Source organism: Pseudomonas sp. LBUM1649 (assembly GCF_059716155.1).
Map to the genome: position 1 here is coordinate 3,380,045 of NZ_CP166807.1, position 16,101 is coordinate 3,396,145.

The following is a 16,101-nucleotide window of genomic DNA, read 5'->3' on the forward strand; positions in this document are numbered from 1 at the left end:
ACACAGCCGCCATTGGCCGGCTTTCAGAAAACTGACCTGACTTTTGGGTACCCTCTTTACTACTATGCTGTTCATGAGCCATCGAAACCGTCTGCCACCAACCCTTGCGCCTGAACCGGTCCGCCGTGTCGAGGCCGGGCCATGGGCGATCGAACTGCTACCTGGCAGCGCCTATGCGACCCGATATGTCGCGAACCAGGCGGCGATTGGCTTTGCCTTCGACAGCCAGCGCGGCCTGCACGCCATTGGCAGCGATCGGGTGCAACCCTTCATTGCCGTGCCTAACGGCCTGGCGTTCGTCCCCGCCGGGTGTGACGTATTGTCCGAATCGCCCAAGGGCGGTGAATACCTGCGGGTGATGCGCACCGACGGCTTGGCACTGCCGGGAGATCGTGCCTTCAACAATTGCATCGATCCGCAGGCAACCGCCCTCGCCCAGCGAATGCGCGGCGCGCTGTTGCAGGACAGGCACTTGCAAATCAGAGTGACGGACGATTGGGAGGCCTGGGCACTCGAATTGGCTGAACGGGTCAAGGGTGACCAAGGGTTGTCGGCACCGCTGCATGGCTCGATAACCGCCAGCCGGATGCGCTTGCTCGATGAGTTCATTGACGCTGGCCTCGACGGCCCGCTGGGTGTGCAGGCGATGGCGCAGTTGCTCGGATTGTCCGAAGGCTATTTCATGCGCGCATTCAAGCACGCGACGGGGAAAAGCCCGCACAGTTACCTGATCGACCGCCGCCTCGCCAAGGCGCGTGCCCTGATGCGCGATTCGACAGCGAGGCTGGCGGAGATCGCCCACGCCTGCGGTTTCAACTCCCAGGCGCACATGACGACCACCTTCAAGCAGCGTCTTGGCGTGAGTCCGGCGCAGTTGCGTGGTTGTTCGAGGTTCTGATTGTGCCAGGCGAGGTTAAGTCAGCAGCTCGGTGATCCACCGGGCCTGTCGGGCGATGTCCTGCACCTTCTCCTCGGCCACGGCCTGCCGCGCCCGGGCGAAATGACTCAGGGTCTTGTGCTTCACGCGCAGCATTCGCTGCCACTTGGCCAGGAACGCCGGGCTGCGGGTCTGCATCTGCAGTGGGCCGAAGTACAACTCCTGGGCGGTATACACCACCGGCCCGGCGCGCTCGGCGACGATGATTTCGTAATCGAAGCGATTTTCCCGCAGCACCTCCTCGCAGAGGATGCGGTAGCCATTTTCCATCAGCCATTGGCGCAGGGGCTGTTCGCCGCCGTTGGGCTGCAAGATCAGGCGTTCCTGGCCGCTCAGGTGCGCCTTGCCGCTGTCGAGGATGTCGCGGATCGTCTCGCCGCCCATGCCGCAGAGGCTGATCGCCGTGATCCCGTCTCCCGGCTCGATCGCCGCCAGGCCATTGGCCAGGCGTACCGTGATCCGCAGGTCTTGGCCGCTCTCGCGCACGGTGCGTTCGGCCGAGCGGAACGGCGTCAACGCCACCTCGCCAGCCACCGCCGCCGTGATGACGCCACGGCGCATCAGCGCCACCGGCAGGTAGCCGTGATCCGAGCCGATATCGGCCAGGCGCGCACCGGCTGGCACATGCGCCGCCACGCGCTCCAGGCGCATGGACAATGTCTGTTCGTTCAACTGCAGCCCCTTTTGACCCCGAACGTGCGGCACCTTTGGCCCAATCGGGGGGGCGATTCTGTCGAGTAACGCCGTGCATTTCAAATTTATGCGACAAGGGTGCCATGACTGTTGATCGGCCGCACGCTCACCAAGGGCCCAGGCCGTCTAGACTGAACAGGCACAACACCGGTTGCCAGCCGCTTGATCCAGGGGAAACGGGATGACCGCAATAACAATGCGCCGCTGCTCGTCATGGGTCCTGCCCTCCCTTATCGCCATCAACCTGGTGCTGACAGCGGGATGTGCAGGCAAGACCACCGCGGCTCGCTACTCGTCCTCGAGCACAGGCTCAAGCTGCTATGCCAAAGCGCTACCCACCGCCGGCGAGGGCGGCCTCGCCTGGGGCTCCACCTTGAGCATCGCGCGGCAGAAATCCATGAATAACTGCATCCGTTATGCCGGCCGCTCGGGTGGTACGCCCAGTACCTGCCAGGTGGTTTTGTCGGAGTGCAGGCATTAGTCCCGCGTCATCGTTGACCTCCATCGCGAGCAGGCTCGCTCCTACAGGTGATCGGACTTGCCCGCAAAATCAGGTGGCCCGTAGGCCGCCTCGCTTTGGCTTTTGATTTTCTTGCCCCATCGCGGCGGGTCCTGTAGGAGCGAGCATGCTCGCGAAAAACCTGAGAGCACCACGGGCTGTCAGGCTCCCCGCGTCATCGTTGACCTCCATCGCGAGCATGCTCGCTCCTACAGGGCCGTGGTCATGGCAATACCTTTTCGCCCCAGTTGCTTGACCCCATACATGGCCTGGTCAGCAGCCTTGAGCAAGGTATCGAGCGTCTGCCCATGCAGCGGACACAGGGCGATGCCGATACTGCACGAGAGTGAGATCTCGCCCGCGCTGGTAATGATTGACTGGCCGATCGCCTCAAGCATCTTCGAGGCCTTGAACTCGGCGTTATCAGGGTCGGCCAGGTCGGTGACCAGCACCACGAACTCATCGCCCCCGTAGCGGGCAACGGTGTCCCCCGCACGCGTGGCCCCCAGCATGCGACTGGCCAGCGCGCGCAGGACCTGGTCGCCGACCTCATGGCCGTAATGGTCGTTGATGTCCTTGAAATGATCCAGGTCGATCAACAGCACGGCAAACGGAACCCGGTCGAGTTTCCAATGGGACAGTGCCTGATCGAAGCGATCGGCAAACAGATAGCGGTTGGGCAGATCGGTGAGCACATCGTGGGTGGCCAGATAAGTTGAACGCTGATGCTCGACTTCTGCCCGCTCCAGCGCGTTGAAATGCCGGATCAGCAGCAACGGAATCAGTACGAACGCCGCGCCCAGTAGCACCAGGAGCAACAAGGTCTGCCCGCTCAGGACGTCGGCCAGACGCAACTGCCGTTCAAACAGCAACGTCATCGGCTGGGAGGCACTGCGAATCTCGACCCGCTCTTCGAGCAGCGGCAGGAAAAAACGATCGACGAAACCGGCCTGCCCGGTCCCCGTCGCAAATACATGGCTTTCAAACCCGGCAGTGGTCTGCAGCACAGCGCGGATGTGCACTCGCGGGTCCACGTTCGCATGAATCACCGCATCCAGCAGCGACCCCGTCCTGACCAACAGCAAGGCGACCATGGTGCTGCCGAAGAAATTCGGCCGCGAACTCTCGCGCACACGTTCAGGCCGACTGACCGATTGCATCAGAATGAACGCATCGCCGCCCTCGTACATCGAGAACACCGGCGATACGACCGGCTTGGGATTGTTATACGTGCGGGCCAGGGCATGCGACAGGTAGCCAACGGTTTCCAGCCTGACGCCGTAGATCGCATCGGCCTCCGAGAGCACCGGATACATGAACAGCACCGGCCACGTCTCTCGCATAAAGGCCTGGTACCGGGCAGGTTGCCGGGTAAGGGTAGGAAAATCCTTGAGCGTGAAGTCCGGTCGCCAGGTGCGGCGCAGCAGTGCTTCGAAGGCTGACTGCTCGGCCACGGGCACCGCGCGTGCCGCTTCGAGCATGTACAGGTGCGGGTAAGCCGACATCACCGCGGCGGCATAGCGCGCCGCCGCTTCGGTGTCGCTCTGGTCGACCGCCTGGAGAAATGCCGAGAAACCGGCCAGTACCGCTTCGTTGGTATCGAGCTGATTGCGCACGATGCCGGAAATATTCTGCACGTATTCGTAGAAGCGCGTTTCCCGGCGCTGGGTTTCAGACTTGAGCAGCAACAGCGCAGACATGCCCATCAGGCCTACGGCCAGGAGAATGAAGCCTGCAAAAGCACGGTGGCGTTTCGTCAATTTCATTCAGGTTATCCGCCGCAAACCGTCACAGGGCTCTGGACAGGGGTCCGTTTCGCAGCGTAGTTCAGCAATGAGCGGTTGTCAGATATCGGCAAGGTCATGAATGCTGATTTTACGCGGTGACCGGCCATTGCTGCGGCGTCGACTCAATTGGGGTCCAGCAACCCGCCGCTCCAGTGACGCGACAGGCGACTGCCGGTGAACTTCGCCACCCCCATGCCCCGGGCGATCAAGCGATCGCGATAGCGTGTAACCAGGCGCCCGGTCTGCTCGGCAAACAGCACCACTTCGGAAGACGGATCGCCGGGGCGGCGCAGGATTCGTGCGAAGCGCTGCCCCTGCTCGACGAGATCGCCCAGTTCCTTCTCGAAGATCAGCACCCCGGGCTGCGGCGCGAGAATGGTCTCCATGTGGCCCATCTCCACGGCCTCGACGGGCCAGTTGGCGGGCGACACCACATCGTCGATGACCCCATAGTCACAGAGCCAGGCGTAAAGCCCCTGTGCATCCTGCTCGGCGAAACGGTCGCTGACGTCACCCTGCCCGCGCAACTCCAGGGTCGCGGCCATGCGGTGCCCGGTCGTGCCGTCGCGCAGCCACGGCGCAATGATGGTTTCCTCGAACGAGCCATCGCCGCCGTCATCCCAGATGATCGCCACGTCCATCTGCAGCGCCGCCGCCAGTTCACGGCCACGGGGCCAGAAACTGCGGTGCACGTAAAGGTAGGGAAGCGCTTCGTCATCCGTGTGCAGATCCAGCATCACATCCGCCGGGGCCGCCAGTTGCACCAGTTTCTGTTGCCACTCCTGGACATTGGTCGAAGGCCACTGCATCGCGGCCGACTGATCGAAGCCACGATTGAAGTTATGTCCAGTCGCATCGTGATAGCGCCCCAGGATCCGCCCCTGGCAATACTGGCCGATGCCCAGCGGATTGGCCTGTGGCACCACGGTCACGCTGCCTTTGAGCCGGCCATGGGACACGGCCACCTCAAGGCGTTGCATCAACAGGTGCAGCACCAGCATTCCGGCGATTTCATCAGCATGCACCCCAGCCTGCAAGTGCACCTTCGGCCCACCGCTGGCGCCTTCGAATCGCCAGGCACTGACCTGTACCGCATCGCCATTGTTGTTGCGGACGTTGAACGAAATATCCTGCGCCATACGCTTGTCCTCCTGTCATTGATCCACGACACCCGCCTGGCCGCGATCGGCCTTGCTCGCGGCCGCTTCGGGATAAAGGGGCTGCGACACGGAGCATTCAGCACCGACGACGTCCTGTGACGGGTGCCGACCGAAAATCATCGCCAGCGTGCCGCTGACCGCGATCAACCCGGCGCCGATCATCAACGACACATCCATCAGCGTGCCCCAGATCAGGCTAGACAGCAGGAACGCCCAGATCAGCCCGGTGTACTCGAACGGCGCCAGCACGGTCGCAGTGGCACGCTGGAAACTGGCGAACAGCAGGAACTGGCCGATGCCGCCCATCAGTCCTGCGCCGAGCATACCCAGCCAGGCCGGAACCGGTGCCGGGGTGTGGGTCCAGGGCAACGCCAGCGCCATGCATATGACAAACACCACGTTGGTGATCAGCATCTGCTCCAGCACCGAGGTCTGCTCATCCACCTGGCGCAACTGGATATAGGTGAACGCCCAGCACATCGCCGCCAACAGCGTCAGGACAATCGGCAACGGATCGGCCATGTTGCTGGGGCGACAGGCAATCACCACGCCGATAAAACCGATGATCAGGGTGAACCACTGCCAGCCGTTGACACGCTCCTTAAGAATCACCGTTGCCAGCACCGTGACCATGATCGGTGCCGAGAAATACAGGGTGGTCATCTCCGCCAGGGTCAGGTCGCGGGCCGCCGTGTAGTACAGCAGCCAGGCAGCGATCGACAGCAAGCCGCGCACCACCAGCAGCCGCCGGCTGGACGAACGCCAGGCACGCCGCACCAGTTGCAGACGGCCTATCAGCAAACAGGCGAGCACCACCACCAGGGCGCGCCAGAACAGGATGGTGAATACCGAATAATCGGCCACCAGCCACTTGATGCCGGCATCCTGCAAGGACAGGAACGCATAGCCCAGGGTGCACAGGCCAATGCCTTGCAAGGAGCGGTCAACCAATGGCGTGCTCTTCATCATGCGGACCTGCGTACCGGGGTGCCACGGCGCTCGGCGAAGGCGAAAAGCGCCTCGATCACAAACGTCAGGCACACGTAGACACCGGCCACCAGCAGCAACGGCTCATACACTTGCAGGGTCTGTGCGCGCACCACGTTGGCTGCGCCCAATAGATCGATCACTGCGATGGTCGAGGCCAGGGCCGTGGCTTTGAGCAGCATCACGGTTTCCCCGGCCAGGGTTGGCAACAGCAAGCGCAGCGCCCGGGGCAAACGGACCCGCAACAGGGCCTGGCGCGGGGTCATGCCAAATGCCGACGCCGCTTCCATTTCTCCTTTGGGCACCGCGAGCAGGCCGCCGCGAATCACTTCGCCGACATAGGCCCCCACCGACACCACCAGGGCGAACACGATGTACCAGTAGCCTTCACGCAGGTACGGCCAGAGGAAACTGCCGCGAATCAGCGGAAACTGCGCAAACAGACTGCCCAGGCCGTAGTAGAAAATGTAGATCTGGATCAGCAAGGGCGTGCCTCGGGTCACGCTGGTGTAGAACAGGCTGACCTTGGCGATCACTTTGTTCTTCGAGATCCGCGCCAGCGCCACCAGCACCGCCAGGACAAAACCGAACACACTGGAAACCAACAGGATCGCAATGGTCGTTTGCAGCCCTCGGACCAAAAGCGATGCGTATTCAACTATCCACGCTGGGATCATTTCATTCTCTCTGCCGGTTTAGTCAACAAGGGGCATCCAGCGACGAATGCGTCGCTCCAACCGTCCCGCCAGGTAGTTGGACACCAACGTCACCGCGTAATACAGCGCCGCGGCCGTGAGGTAGAACAACAGATAATGACGCGTCGACCCCGCCGCTTGCCTGGCGGTGTACAGCAGTTCGTTGGTGCCGACCACGCTGATCAGGGCACTGTCCTTGATCAGGTTGATCCACAGGTTGGCCATCCCCGCCATCGCGTAGGGTGCCATGATCGGCAGCGTGACCCGGCGGAACAGGCCGAAACCGTGCAGGCCGAAGGCTTTCGCTGCTTCGATCTGGCCGAAGGGAATGGCCTGGATCGCCGCCCGGAAAATCTCCGACGCGTAGGCGCCCTGCACCAGGCCCAGCACCACGATCGCCGCCAACGGACCGCTGACATTCACCGCGCCGTAACCGAGCGATGCCATCAGTGAGTTCAGCAGCATGGAGCCGACGTAGTACAGCAACAGGATCAGCAACAGCTCCGGAACCGCCCGGAACAACGTGGTGTAACCGCGAGCCAGCGCCGCAACCGGTCTTGGCCCACCCAACTTGAGGCAGGCCACCACCAGGCCGATGGCCAGCCCGAGCACGAAGGCTCCGGCCGATATCTGCAGGGTCATCCACAGTCCCTTGAGCAGCGCTGCGCCCCATCCTTGCTCGCTGAAATTGATCAAATCGAACATTGCTGGCATTTCGGTCTCCGGCCTTCAATTCACCCTGCCCCCTGTAGGAGCATGCGGGCGGCGATCCGACTTGCCCGCGATGCTTTTGGCGTTCTCGCGGGCCCCATCGCGGGCAAGCCTTGCTCCTACAGGGAATGGTGTTCCCGATGGGCTTGCGTTTAGAACGCCGGCTTCACGCTGGTCCCGAAGTAGCTCTGGGACAGGTCGTCATAGTCCTTGCTCGCCAACAGTTCCTGGATGGCCTTGTCGAGTTTGGCCTTGAGCTCGGTGTCGTCCTTGCGCAAGCCCGCGCCCACGCCCTTGCCGAAGATCGGGTCGTACGGCACGGCGCCGAGGTAGGCCAGGTCCTTGGCATCGGGGGTCTTGACGAAGGCCGCCATGGCGGTGCCGTCGGCCATCATCAGGTCGAGGCGACCGGCAATCAGGTCGGCGTTGGCCGAGTCCTGGGTGTCGTAGTACTTCACGTCGGCGATTTTTTCGTAGTAGGTCTTCAGGTAGCTGGCGCTCACCGTGGAGTTCTGCACGCCGATGGTCTTGCCCTTGAGGTCATCCGGGTACTTTTTCACCGAAGCGTCCTTGGGACCGACCACGGCGATCACCGAGTCGTAGTACGCCTTGCTAAAGGCAATCTGTTTCTCCCGCTCTTGCGTGACCGACATCGAGGAAAAGATCACGTCGATCTTCTTCGCCAGCAGCGACGGAATGATCCCGTCCCACGCCACTTCCTTGATCTCGCACTCGGCTTTCATTTCGCTGCACAGCTTTTTGATCAGGTCGACTTCAAAGCCCTTCCACTCACCGTTGGCTTGTTTCTCGGTGTACGGCGGATAGGGTTCGGCGGCGACCGCGAAGCGGATCGGCTGGGCCTGTGCCGAACTCATGGCGGCCAGTAACAAACAGCCTGCGCCAGTCAACCAGTGTGCAAAACGTCGATTTCCCATGTTGTTTTCCCGTCTTTTTATTGGTGTTAGCGAGTTTGATGAGCGTTGACGAATTGGCGGCAACGCTCGCTGCGTGGGTGTACGAACACTTCGTCCGGCGTACCGGTTTCCTCGATCAGCCCTTGATGCAAAAAGGCGACCTTGGAAGAGACATCGCGGGCGAAGGCCATTTCATGGGTCACCAGGATCATGGTCCGGCCTTCTTCGGCGAGAGAGCGGATCACCCGCAGCACTTCCCCGACCAGTTCCGGGTCGAGTGCCGAGGTGGGTTCATCGAACAGCATGACCTTGGGCCGCATGGCCAGGGCCCGGGCGATGGCCACCCGTTGTTGCTGTCCCCCGGAGAGAAACGCCGGGTACTCGTTGCGCTTGGCCGCCAGCCCCACGCGTTCGAGCAAGGCTTCGGCGCGCTCGGTCGCCTCCGCCCGGCTTTCACGCAGGACCTGGGTCGGCGCTTCGATGAGGTTTTCCAGCACCGTACGATGGGGCCAGAGGTTGAAGTTCTGGAACACCATGCCCAGGCTCGACCTGATGCGCACGAGCTGTTTGGCATCGGACACCAGCGGTGCGCCGGGGCGGGTGTGGTTCAGGTGAATGCTTTCGCCGTCCACCAGGATGCGCCCCTGGTCCGGGACTTCGAGCATGTTGATGCAGCGCAGCAGGGTGCTTTTGCCCGAGCCGCTGGCGCCGATCAGCGAGATCACCTCACCTTCGCGCGCCGTCAGGGACACGCCCTTGAGCACCTCGATGTTACCGAAGCGCTTGTGCAGGCGATCGACTTCGATCATGGTTCGCGCAGTGACCGGTTCGATGACCGGCACACTGGACACGCGGCTGATCACGGGCTTTGGTGCTTGCCCTTTCAACGCCAGGACAAAATCGCGGATACGCTGAGAGGTCTTGGCCAACACCAGGGTTTCGGCATGCGCGACCAGGGCGGGATCAGCGACGATCCAACCCATGCGCCAACCGGCCATCAGGTGGGTTTTCGACAGGCTACCGATCACCACGCAACGCTCGGCCATGCCCGGCGCTGCCGCGAGGCTCAGGCGCTTGTGCTGCAGCGTCAGGTCCTCATGGACCTCCTCGACCACCACCCACAGGTCATGGGCGATGGCGAGTCCGGCGATGGTTTGCAATGCTTCGTGGTTGAGCGTCCCGCCCATGGGGCTGTTCGGGCTGGACAGGAAAATCGCCCGGGTGCGCGGGGTAATCGCCTTGGCCAGCACCGCTGCATCAATACGCACAGGGTCGTCCGCCGGGAACGCCACCCGCACCAGCGTGGCGCCGCAGGCCTTGAGCGGCGTCTCGCAGGCCTGGTACATCGGATCGAGGACAATCACCTCGTCCCCTGCGGCGAGCAGGCACATCGACGTGACGAACAAGGCGTTCTGCGCCTCTGTCAGCGTGATCACGTTCGCGGCTTTCAACTTACGATCCAACAGCTTGCCGTAGTGCTCGGCAATTGCTTCACGCAAGTCCAGGCGATCGGTGAATTCGCGGTTGTGGGTGTCAGCTTCAGGTGGCACATCAATAGCGGCTACGCCTTGGCCCGAGATCCGCTCAACAAAGGGTGAAAACCGCATGCCAGTGCCTCGTTCAATATGAAGAAACGCAAGCCCGCAACCAGCCGGGAGAGAAGGTGGGAACGAACATAGTCCAAGCTGAACACTCGTTCAACAGAAAACTGATGAAGGTTCGCGTTCAGCGTAAACAGGTCGTTTTTACGACAGTCGCGACGTTTTCACCTATCGGTTGCCCAGGTCATGCAGAAGGCATCCCGACGACTATGCTGCTGTGAGGTCCTTTGGTTGGAAAACACCCAATGCAATCAGGTACATCCACGCGGATGCGGCGCCGCCAGCTACTGCTGTTGGGCGTAGTGGTCCTCGGCGGTTGCGTACGGCTGGGGCCGGACTTCCAGCCGCCCGGCGAAGCCTGGGTAGATCACTGGAACACCCCGGCCCTGGAGCACGCCAGCCAACGTGCCCTGCACCCGGACATCCGCCAGTGGTGGCAAATCTTCGCCGACCCGGTACTCGACCGGTTGATCGCCGAGTCGGATGCGCACAATGCCAGCCTGAAGATCGCCGGCCTGCGTGTGATGGAGGCTCGCGCGCAATTGGGCATCGCGCAAAGCGGGCGTTACCCGCAACTGCAACAAATCGCCGCTGACAGCGTATACATCAACCGCCATCAATCCGGTGGAGATAACCCGGTGGACAGCCACTTGTGGCAACACAGCGCCGGATTCGATGTGGGCTGGGAACTGGATTTCTGGGGACGCTTCAGCCGCGCCATCGAGGCCGCCGATGCCAGCTACTTCGCGGCTGAAGCCAACTATGAAGACGTGCTGGTTCTGCTGCGGGCGCAAGTCGCCGACACTTATTTTCTCCTGCGCACCACCGAGGCACGTTTACGCGTCGCCAACGAAAACGCCCGCCAACAGCACCGCAATTTCGAAATCACCGAAAGATTGTTCAACAGCGGCCAGACCGCCGAACTCGACCTGCAACAAAGCAAGACCCAATACCTGGGCACGTTGAGCACCATCCCCCTTCTGGAAGATCAGCTTTCTCGCACCCGCAATGCGTTGGCCGTGTTGATCGGCCAGCCACCGGGTGCGCTGCCACTGGTGGTGGACAACAACGAATTGATCCCGCTGGTCGATCGCGCCGTGTTGCAGGATGTCCCGGCCAATCTGCTGCTGCGCCGGCCCGATGTGCGCGCTGCCGAGTTGAATGTCGCGGCACAGTCGGCGCTGATCGGCGTGGCCGAAACCGATTTCTACCCGGCCCTGACGTTGTTGGGCAGCATCGTCTGGTCGACCGATACCTTGAGCGGAACGTCCCGCAGCCTCGACCTGATTGGCGGTCCGAGCCTGCGCTGGAACGTGTTCGACTACGGCCGCATCAGCAACAACGTGCGCGTGCAGGATGCGCGCTTGCAGCAGTTGATCGAAGCCTATCGCGACAAGGTGCGCCAGGCCGCGCGCGAGGCGGATGACGCCGCCAACGGCCTGACCCGTTCCCTGCAACGTGAACGCATCCTGCGTGAGGCGGAAAAAGCCGCGCAACGCTCGCTGGCCTTGGCCAACACGCTCTACCGCGAAGGTTACTCGGACTTCCAGCGGGTACTGGACGCCCAGCGAGCGCTGCTCGAACTCCAGGACAGCTACCTGCTCAGCCGTGGCGATGCGGTAAGCAATGTGATTGCCCTGTACAAGGCGCTGGGCGGCGGCTGGTACAGCGCCCAGCCCAAGGTCGATCGCGCCACGCGCCAGCAGATGGAACAACGCACCGACTGGGGCGATTTGCTCGCCGAGCCCCCGGCTGAGCAGCCCGCCTCCCCTTTGCCCTATCAGGTGAAAGACCATGACTGAAGCCGCGCCCTCCCCTCAGCCAGCTCAGCCCGCTCAGCCTGCCGCCGACCCGACGAAAAAAGGCATCAAGTGGGTATTGCTGCTGATCGTCCTGAGCCTGGCCTGGTACCTGCTGGCTGACCGCTTCACCCCTTATACCCAGCAGGCACGGGTGGGTGCGTTTGTGATTCCGGTGGCAGCGGAAGTCGCCGGCCGGGTGATTCGCGTCAACGTGCGCAATAACCAGGATGTGAAAGCCGGCGAGGTGATTTTCGAGATAGACCCGCAGCCCTACCAGATCGCCGTTGATCGGGCGCGCGCCGACCTTGAATCCACCCGCCGGCAGATCGGCGCCAGCACCGCCGGTATCGCCTCGGCGCAAGCCAGTCTACGTGCGGCGCAGGCCAACGAACTCAAGGCGCGGCAGGACAATCAGCGCCTTGAGGGCTTGTACCGCGAAGACCCCGGAACCATTTCCGTGCGCCTGCTGGAGGTGTCCCGCGCCAACCGCGAGGCGGCCGTCAGCCAAGTCGCCGCGGCCCGCGCCGAAGTGCAGCGCGCTCGTGAGCAGGAAGGTGGCAGCGAGGAAGACAACGCCCTGTTGCGCAGTGCCGCCACCGCCCTGTCGAAAGCTGAACTGGATCTTTCCAACACACAGATTCGCGCCCGTTCGGCCGGGTTGATCACCGACCTGCGCACCGATGTCGGCCAATTCGCCGCGGCCGGCAACCCGGTGATGACCCTGATCGCGATCCACGACGTATGGATCAGCGCCGACATGACCGAGAACAATCTCGCGCTGGTCAGGCCCGAAACCCCGGTGTCCATTGCCCTCGATGCGCTGCCCGGCGAAGTGTTCCAGGGCCGCGTGCGCAGTATCGGCTACGGCGTCAGCGTGGGGCAGCCGACCGCGCCCGGCAGCCTGCCCACGGTGCAGAACAGCCGTGACTGGCTGCGCCCGGCCCAGCGATTTCCGGTGGTCATCGAGTTTTCCCCCGAGTCACTGACCATGCTCAAGGACAACCGCGCCATCCGTTCCGGTGGCCAGGCCGAAGTCATGGCCTTCCCTGCCGACGGCAACGTGCTCAACCCGCTGGGCCGGTTGTTCCTGTGGCTGATGAGCTGGCTGTCGTATGCCTACTAAGCGCACGCCGAGGGTGCAACGCGCGCTGCGCCTGGCCTGTGGCACGGCGCTGTGCCTGGCTGCCAGTTTTGGCCTGGGCATGCCGATCCCCTTCCTGGCGCCGGTGCTGGGCGCGTTGTTGCTGGTCAGCCTCAATCGCCCGTTGTCGTTCAAGGCCACTCTGGTGCTGGCGTTGACCGCGATGCTGACCACCGGCATCGGCCTGCTGTTGATCCCGCTCCTGCGTTACTACGCCTTCAGCGGCGTGCTGTTGATCGGCATCGGCCTGCTGATGGTTTTTCGCTTTGGCCAACAGGGTGGCAACAATCTGGTGGTGACGTTCCTGGTGATCGGCCTGACCATGATCCCGGCGGCCGGGGTTGCCGACTTCGGCCTGGCGGCGATGGTCATCAAGGCGTTGACCAGCGGCTTGCTCCTGGCAATCATGATCGGCAGGTTGAGTCATTGGCTGTTCCCCGAACCGGACAATGCCCCGACGCCCCCGCCCGCCCCGGCACTATCAGCGGGAGACGTCGACCGGGTGGCGCTGCGGGCAACCCTGATCGTGATGCCGACGTTTCTGCTGGCCCTGATCGACCCCGCCAGCTACATGCCCATCGTGCTCAAGGCCGTGAGCCTGGGACAGCAGAGTTCCAGCACCAACGCGCGCGACGCCGCACGCGAGCTGATTGGCTCGACCTTGCTAGGCGGTCTGTTGGCGATTCTGTTCTGGAGCGCACTGACAGTCTTTGTGCACCTCTGGATGTTCTTCCTGTGGATGCTGCTGTTCGCCCTGATCCTCGCGCGCAAACTCTACGGCCTCAGCCCGGGTCGGTTGAGTCCGGGCTTCTGGCTCAACAGCCTGATCACCCTGATCATCCTGTTGGGCCAGTCGGTCCAGGACAGTCTGGCCGGCAAGGACGTCTACACCGCCTTCGCGGTGCGCATGGGGCTGTTCATCGCGGTGACGCTGTATGCGTGCCTGATGGTTCGTTTGCTGGATCAGAGACAGAACACCAGCCTCAGGGTTTAAACACCCCCTGTAGGAGCGAGCATGCTCGCGATGGTCGTCAACGAAAACGCGGGCTATCTGACACCCCGCGGTGCCTGAGCCTCCATCGCGAGCATGCTCGCTCCTACAGGGGAAGCGTCAGGGATTGACCTGATACCCCTTGCCCTGCAGGCAACTGGTATACGCCGTCGAAGTGGTCGCTGCGTTGGTTTTCTCCTGCGCCCGGCGTTCCTGGCGCTGGCGCGAACCGCCAACCACGGCACCCGCCGCAGCCGTTTCCTTGGCGCGGTTCTGCCGGTAATCCTGCTTGGTATCGTCATCGACACGATCATAGAACTCGTCATGCTGGCGGCCGCGTACCTGGGCCCCGGCCGCACCGGCTGCTGCGCCCACGGCGGCGCCCTTGAGGCGTCCACCAGAAGGAGTCGAGGTCGTTGAGGTACTACTGGCGGCGATGCTGTTGCATTCGTTGATATCCAGTTGAGTCTGCTGCGAAGTCTGGCCCTTCATCGGTACTACCGTCTGGGCCCATCCCTGGGCACTGAAAAACGACAATGCGACGCACAGGCCGATGGGTGACAACCTTTTCATGATGATCTCCGGATGGGCGTGGTTCACCCTGAAAGAGTGTAGTTCAGCCCTCCTCGCCCACCTCCATGACCAGACGGTTGTCCACCCAGCGCACCGGAACAGGCGTAAGTGTCGCGCCTTTGCACGGCCCATCGATGCAGTGCCCGTCTTCGAAGCGAAACATCGCACTGTGATGCGCGCACATCAGCACCTTGCCGCGATAGGTGCAGAATTCCTGCGGGCGATAGTCCAGTGGCACGGAAAAATGCGGGCAGCGGTTGATGTATACCCACACCTGCTCGCCCCGGCGCACCGCAACAAGGCCGGCGGGATGCAGTTGCTGATGCTGCGACAGGCCCAAAGCGCCACCGTCGGCGATGTCTTCCCGTTTGCACAACGTGATGAGGGTCATGGTCAGCCACGCAGTTCCGGGTTGCCGAGACTCCAGTGCCAGGGGCGAATCTGGATGCTCGCAAACAGCCCGGCCTGGACATAGGGATCGTCCTCGATGAAGGCTTCCACTTCCGCCAGGCTGCCGGCTTCGATCACCAGCAGCGTGCCATTCATCGCGGTGCCGACATCATCGAGGGTCGGGCCTCCCAAGCGCACGACTACCCGGTGCGTATCGGTCGCACGCAAATGCGCCTGGTGACTGGGCCGCAGGCGCTGGCGCAAGGCCAGGGAATCCGGGTGGTCTGTGGCGAATACCGCAAAAAACTGGCCCATGATTCACCCGGCTTCCATGACAAATTCGTAACACGCCCGCTTGAACGGCAATTGCATACCCAGCCGTGCGGACACCTCATCGTGGGTGTTGCGGTCTTCATAGATCACCTGCAGCGACTGCTTCACGCCGAACACCGCATCGGACGCCAGGTACGGATCATCGTGATTGAACAGGTGGGTCACCAGTTTGCGATACCCAGGCACCTCGATCATGAAGTGCAGGTGCGCCGGCCGCCAGGGATGCCGGTTGGCGGCGTTGAGCATGCGCCCCACTGGGCCATCGGTCGGAATCGGATAACACACCGGGACAATCGTGCGAATCGCAAAGCAGCCGTCGGCATCGGTGCGATAGCGACCGCGCAGATTGCCGAACGGCTGTTCGCTGTCCTGGCCCGAATACATGCCGTTTTCGGCGGTTTGCCAGACGTCCAGCACGGCGCCGGCCAGGGCATGGCCTTGGGTATCGACCACGCGTCCGCGCACCAGCGCCGTCTCGCCCGGCGTGAACGCCATGTTCTCGCCGAACTCGCGCTCGGGCATGCCTTCGATGTAGAACGGCCCGAACACCGTGGTCTCGGTGGCGGTGGCGCTGTGTCGATGATTGATCGCGTCGACCAGCATCGACACACCCAGGGTGTCCGACAGCAAAATGAATTCCTGACGCACCAGCCCATCGCATTTGTGCCCGGTTTCAGTCAGGAAGCGAATCCCTTCAATCCATTCCTGTTCGGTCAACTCGACCTCGCTGACAAACGCGTGCAGGTGCCGGACCAGGCTTTGCATGATCTGTTTGTAGCGCGCATTGGGCGCATCGCCGAAGCTGTTCACTGCCTGCTCGGAGATCAGTTTTTCTATGGCTTTATCTTGATCGGTCATTGTTTTTATTCCGACATGTGCTGACTGCA

The 16,101-nt window shown here is 62.5% G+C and carries 17 protein-coding genes and 1 pseudogene; 5 read left to right on the forward strand and 13 right to left on the reverse strand.

The window, feature by feature from the left end; translation table 11 throughout:
• The first annotated feature begins 64 nt into the window (after window positions 1-64).
• Window positions 65-898 (forward strand): helix-turn-helix transcriptional regulator, encoded by an 834-nt coding sequence (locus tag ACA058_RS15640; RefSeq protein WP_497639941.1) that lies wholly within the window; start codon window positions 65-67, stop codon window positions 896-898.
• Between the two features lie 15 nt (window positions 899-913).
• On the opposite strand, the gene ACA058_RS15645 is transcribed toward ACA058_RS15640, so the two are convergent.
• On the reverse strand, window positions 914-1,609 hold the full coding sequence (locus ACA058_RS15645; RefSeq protein ID WP_497634797.1) for a tRNA (adenine(22)-N(1))-methyltransferase: 696 nt from the start codon (window positions 1,607-1,609) through the stop codon (window positions 914-916).
• A gap of 202 nt (window positions 1,610-1,811) precedes the next feature.
• Here ACA058_RS15645 and ACA058_RS15650 point away from each other — a divergent pair, with 202 nt between their 5' ends.
• Window positions 1,812-2,111 carry a hypothetical protein gene (locus ACA058_RS15650; protein ID WP_497634799.1) on the forward strand — a complete coding sequence of 100 codons (300 nt, stop codon included), beginning with the start codon at window positions 1,812-1,814 and terminating at the stop codon, window positions 2,109-2,111.
• Window positions 2,112-2,338: 227 nt separating this feature from the next.
• On the opposite strand, the gene ACA058_RS15655 is transcribed toward ACA058_RS15650, so the two are convergent.
• From ACA058_RS15655 to ACA058_RS15690, 8 genes and pseudogenes are all read right to left on the reverse strand, one after another.
• A complete protein-coding gene (locus ACA058_RS15655) occupies window positions 2,339-3,895 on the reverse strand; it encodes a diguanylate cyclase domain-containing protein (protein WP_497634800.1) in 1,557 nt (518 codons plus the stop codon).
• Between the two features lie 143 nt (window positions 3,896-4,038).
• Window positions 4,039-5,055 carry a M14 family metallopeptidase gene (locus ACA058_RS15660; RefSeq protein WP_497634801.1) on the reverse strand — a complete coding sequence of 339 codons (1,017 nt, stop codon included), beginning with the start codon at window positions 5,053-5,055 and terminating at the stop codon, window positions 4,039-4,041.
• Between the two features lie 15 nt (window positions 5,056-5,070).
• Entirely contained in the window at window positions 5,071-6,045 is a 975-nt protein-coding gene (locus ACA058_RS15665) for a DMT family transporter (RefSeq protein ID WP_497634802.1), read from the reverse strand.
• Window positions 6,042-6,740: an ABC transporter permease gene (locus ACA058_RS15670; RefSeq protein WP_497634804.1), complete on the reverse strand. Its 699-nt coding sequence runs from the start codon at window positions 6,738-6,740 to the stop codon at window positions 6,042-6,044. Before ACA058_RS15670 ends, ACA058_RS15665 begins: the two co-directional genes overlap by 4 nt.
• A gap of 18 nt (window positions 6,741-6,758) precedes the next feature.
• Window positions 6,759-7,472, reverse strand: coding sequence for an ABC transporter permease (locus tag ACA058_RS15675; protein ID WP_497634805.1), 714 nt, complete (start codon window positions 7,470-7,472; stop codon window positions 6,759-6,761).
• A 149-nt stretch (window positions 7,473-7,621) separates the two neighbouring features.
• Window positions 7,622-8,404, reverse strand: coding sequence for a transporter substrate-binding domain-containing protein (locus ACA058_RS15680; protein WP_497634806.1), 783 nt, complete (start codon window positions 8,402-8,404; stop codon window positions 7,622-7,624).
• 26 nt (window positions 8,405-8,430) lie between these two features.
• Window positions 8,431-9,192 (reverse strand): ABC transporter ATP-binding protein, encoded by a 762-nt coding sequence (locus tag ACA058_RS15685; protein WP_497639942.1) that lies wholly within the window; start codon window positions 9,190-9,192, stop codon window positions 8,431-8,433.
• A gap of 135 nt (window positions 9,193-9,327) precedes the next feature.
• Window positions 9,328-9,990: pseudogene (locus ACA058_RS15690) on the reverse strand (pyridoxal phosphate-dependent aminotransferase); the annotation flags it as partial.
• Between the two features lie 239 nt (window positions 9,991-10,229).
• Here ACA058_RS15690 and ACA058_RS15695 point away from each other — a divergent pair.
• Genes ACA058_RS15695 through ACA058_RS15705 form a run of 3 tightly spaced genes read left to right on the forward strand, consistent with a single transcriptional unit; the run spans window position 10,230 to window position 13,921 of the window.
• Window positions 10,230-11,786: an efflux transporter outer membrane subunit gene (locus ACA058_RS15695; RefSeq protein WP_497634808.1), complete on the forward strand. Its 1,557-nt coding sequence runs from the start codon at window positions 10,230-10,232 to the stop codon at window positions 11,784-11,786.
• On the forward strand, window positions 11,779-12,909 hold the full coding sequence (locus ACA058_RS15700) for an HlyD family secretion protein (protein WP_497634809.1): 1,131 nt from the start codon (window positions 11,779-11,781) through the stop codon (window positions 12,907-12,909). Before ACA058_RS15695 ends, ACA058_RS15700 begins: the two co-directional genes overlap by 8 nt.
• On the forward strand, window positions 12,899-13,921 hold the full coding sequence (locus ACA058_RS15705) for a DUF2955 domain-containing protein (RefSeq protein WP_497634811.1): 1,023 nt from the start codon (window positions 12,899-12,901) through the stop codon (window positions 13,919-13,921). The genes ACA058_RS15700 and ACA058_RS15705 overlap by 11 nt, the downstream gene beginning before the upstream one ends.
• Window positions 13,922-14,038: 117 nt before the next feature.
• Here ACA058_RS15705 and ACA058_RS15710 read toward each other — a convergent pair whose 3' ends face one another.
• From ACA058_RS15710 to ACA058_RS15725, 4 genes are read right to left on the reverse strand one after another with little or no spacing between them, the layout of a single operon-like run.
• Complete coding sequence (locus ACA058_RS15710; RefSeq protein ID WP_497634812.1) at window positions 14,039-14,491, reverse strand: hypothetical protein; 453 nt, start codon at window positions 14,489-14,491, stop codon at window positions 14,039-14,041.
• A 43-nt stretch (window positions 14,492-14,534) separates the two neighbouring features.
• Window positions 14,535-14,882, reverse strand: a complete 348-nt coding sequence (locus ACA058_RS15715) for a Rieske (2Fe-2S) protein (protein ID WP_497634813.1) — start codon at window positions 14,880-14,882, stop codon at window positions 14,535-14,537.
• Between the two features lie 2 nt (window positions 14,883-14,884).
• Complete coding sequence (locus ACA058_RS15720) at window positions 14,885-15,196, reverse strand: YciI family protein (protein ID WP_497634814.1); 312 nt, start codon at window positions 15,194-15,196, stop codon at window positions 14,885-14,887.
• Between the two features lie 3 nt (window positions 15,197-15,199).
• Window positions 15,200-16,072, reverse strand: coding sequence for a dioxygenase family protein (locus ACA058_RS15725; RefSeq protein ID WP_497634815.1), 873 nt, complete (start codon window positions 16,070-16,072; stop codon window positions 15,200-15,202).
• Window positions 16,073-16,101 lie beyond the last annotated feature (29 nt).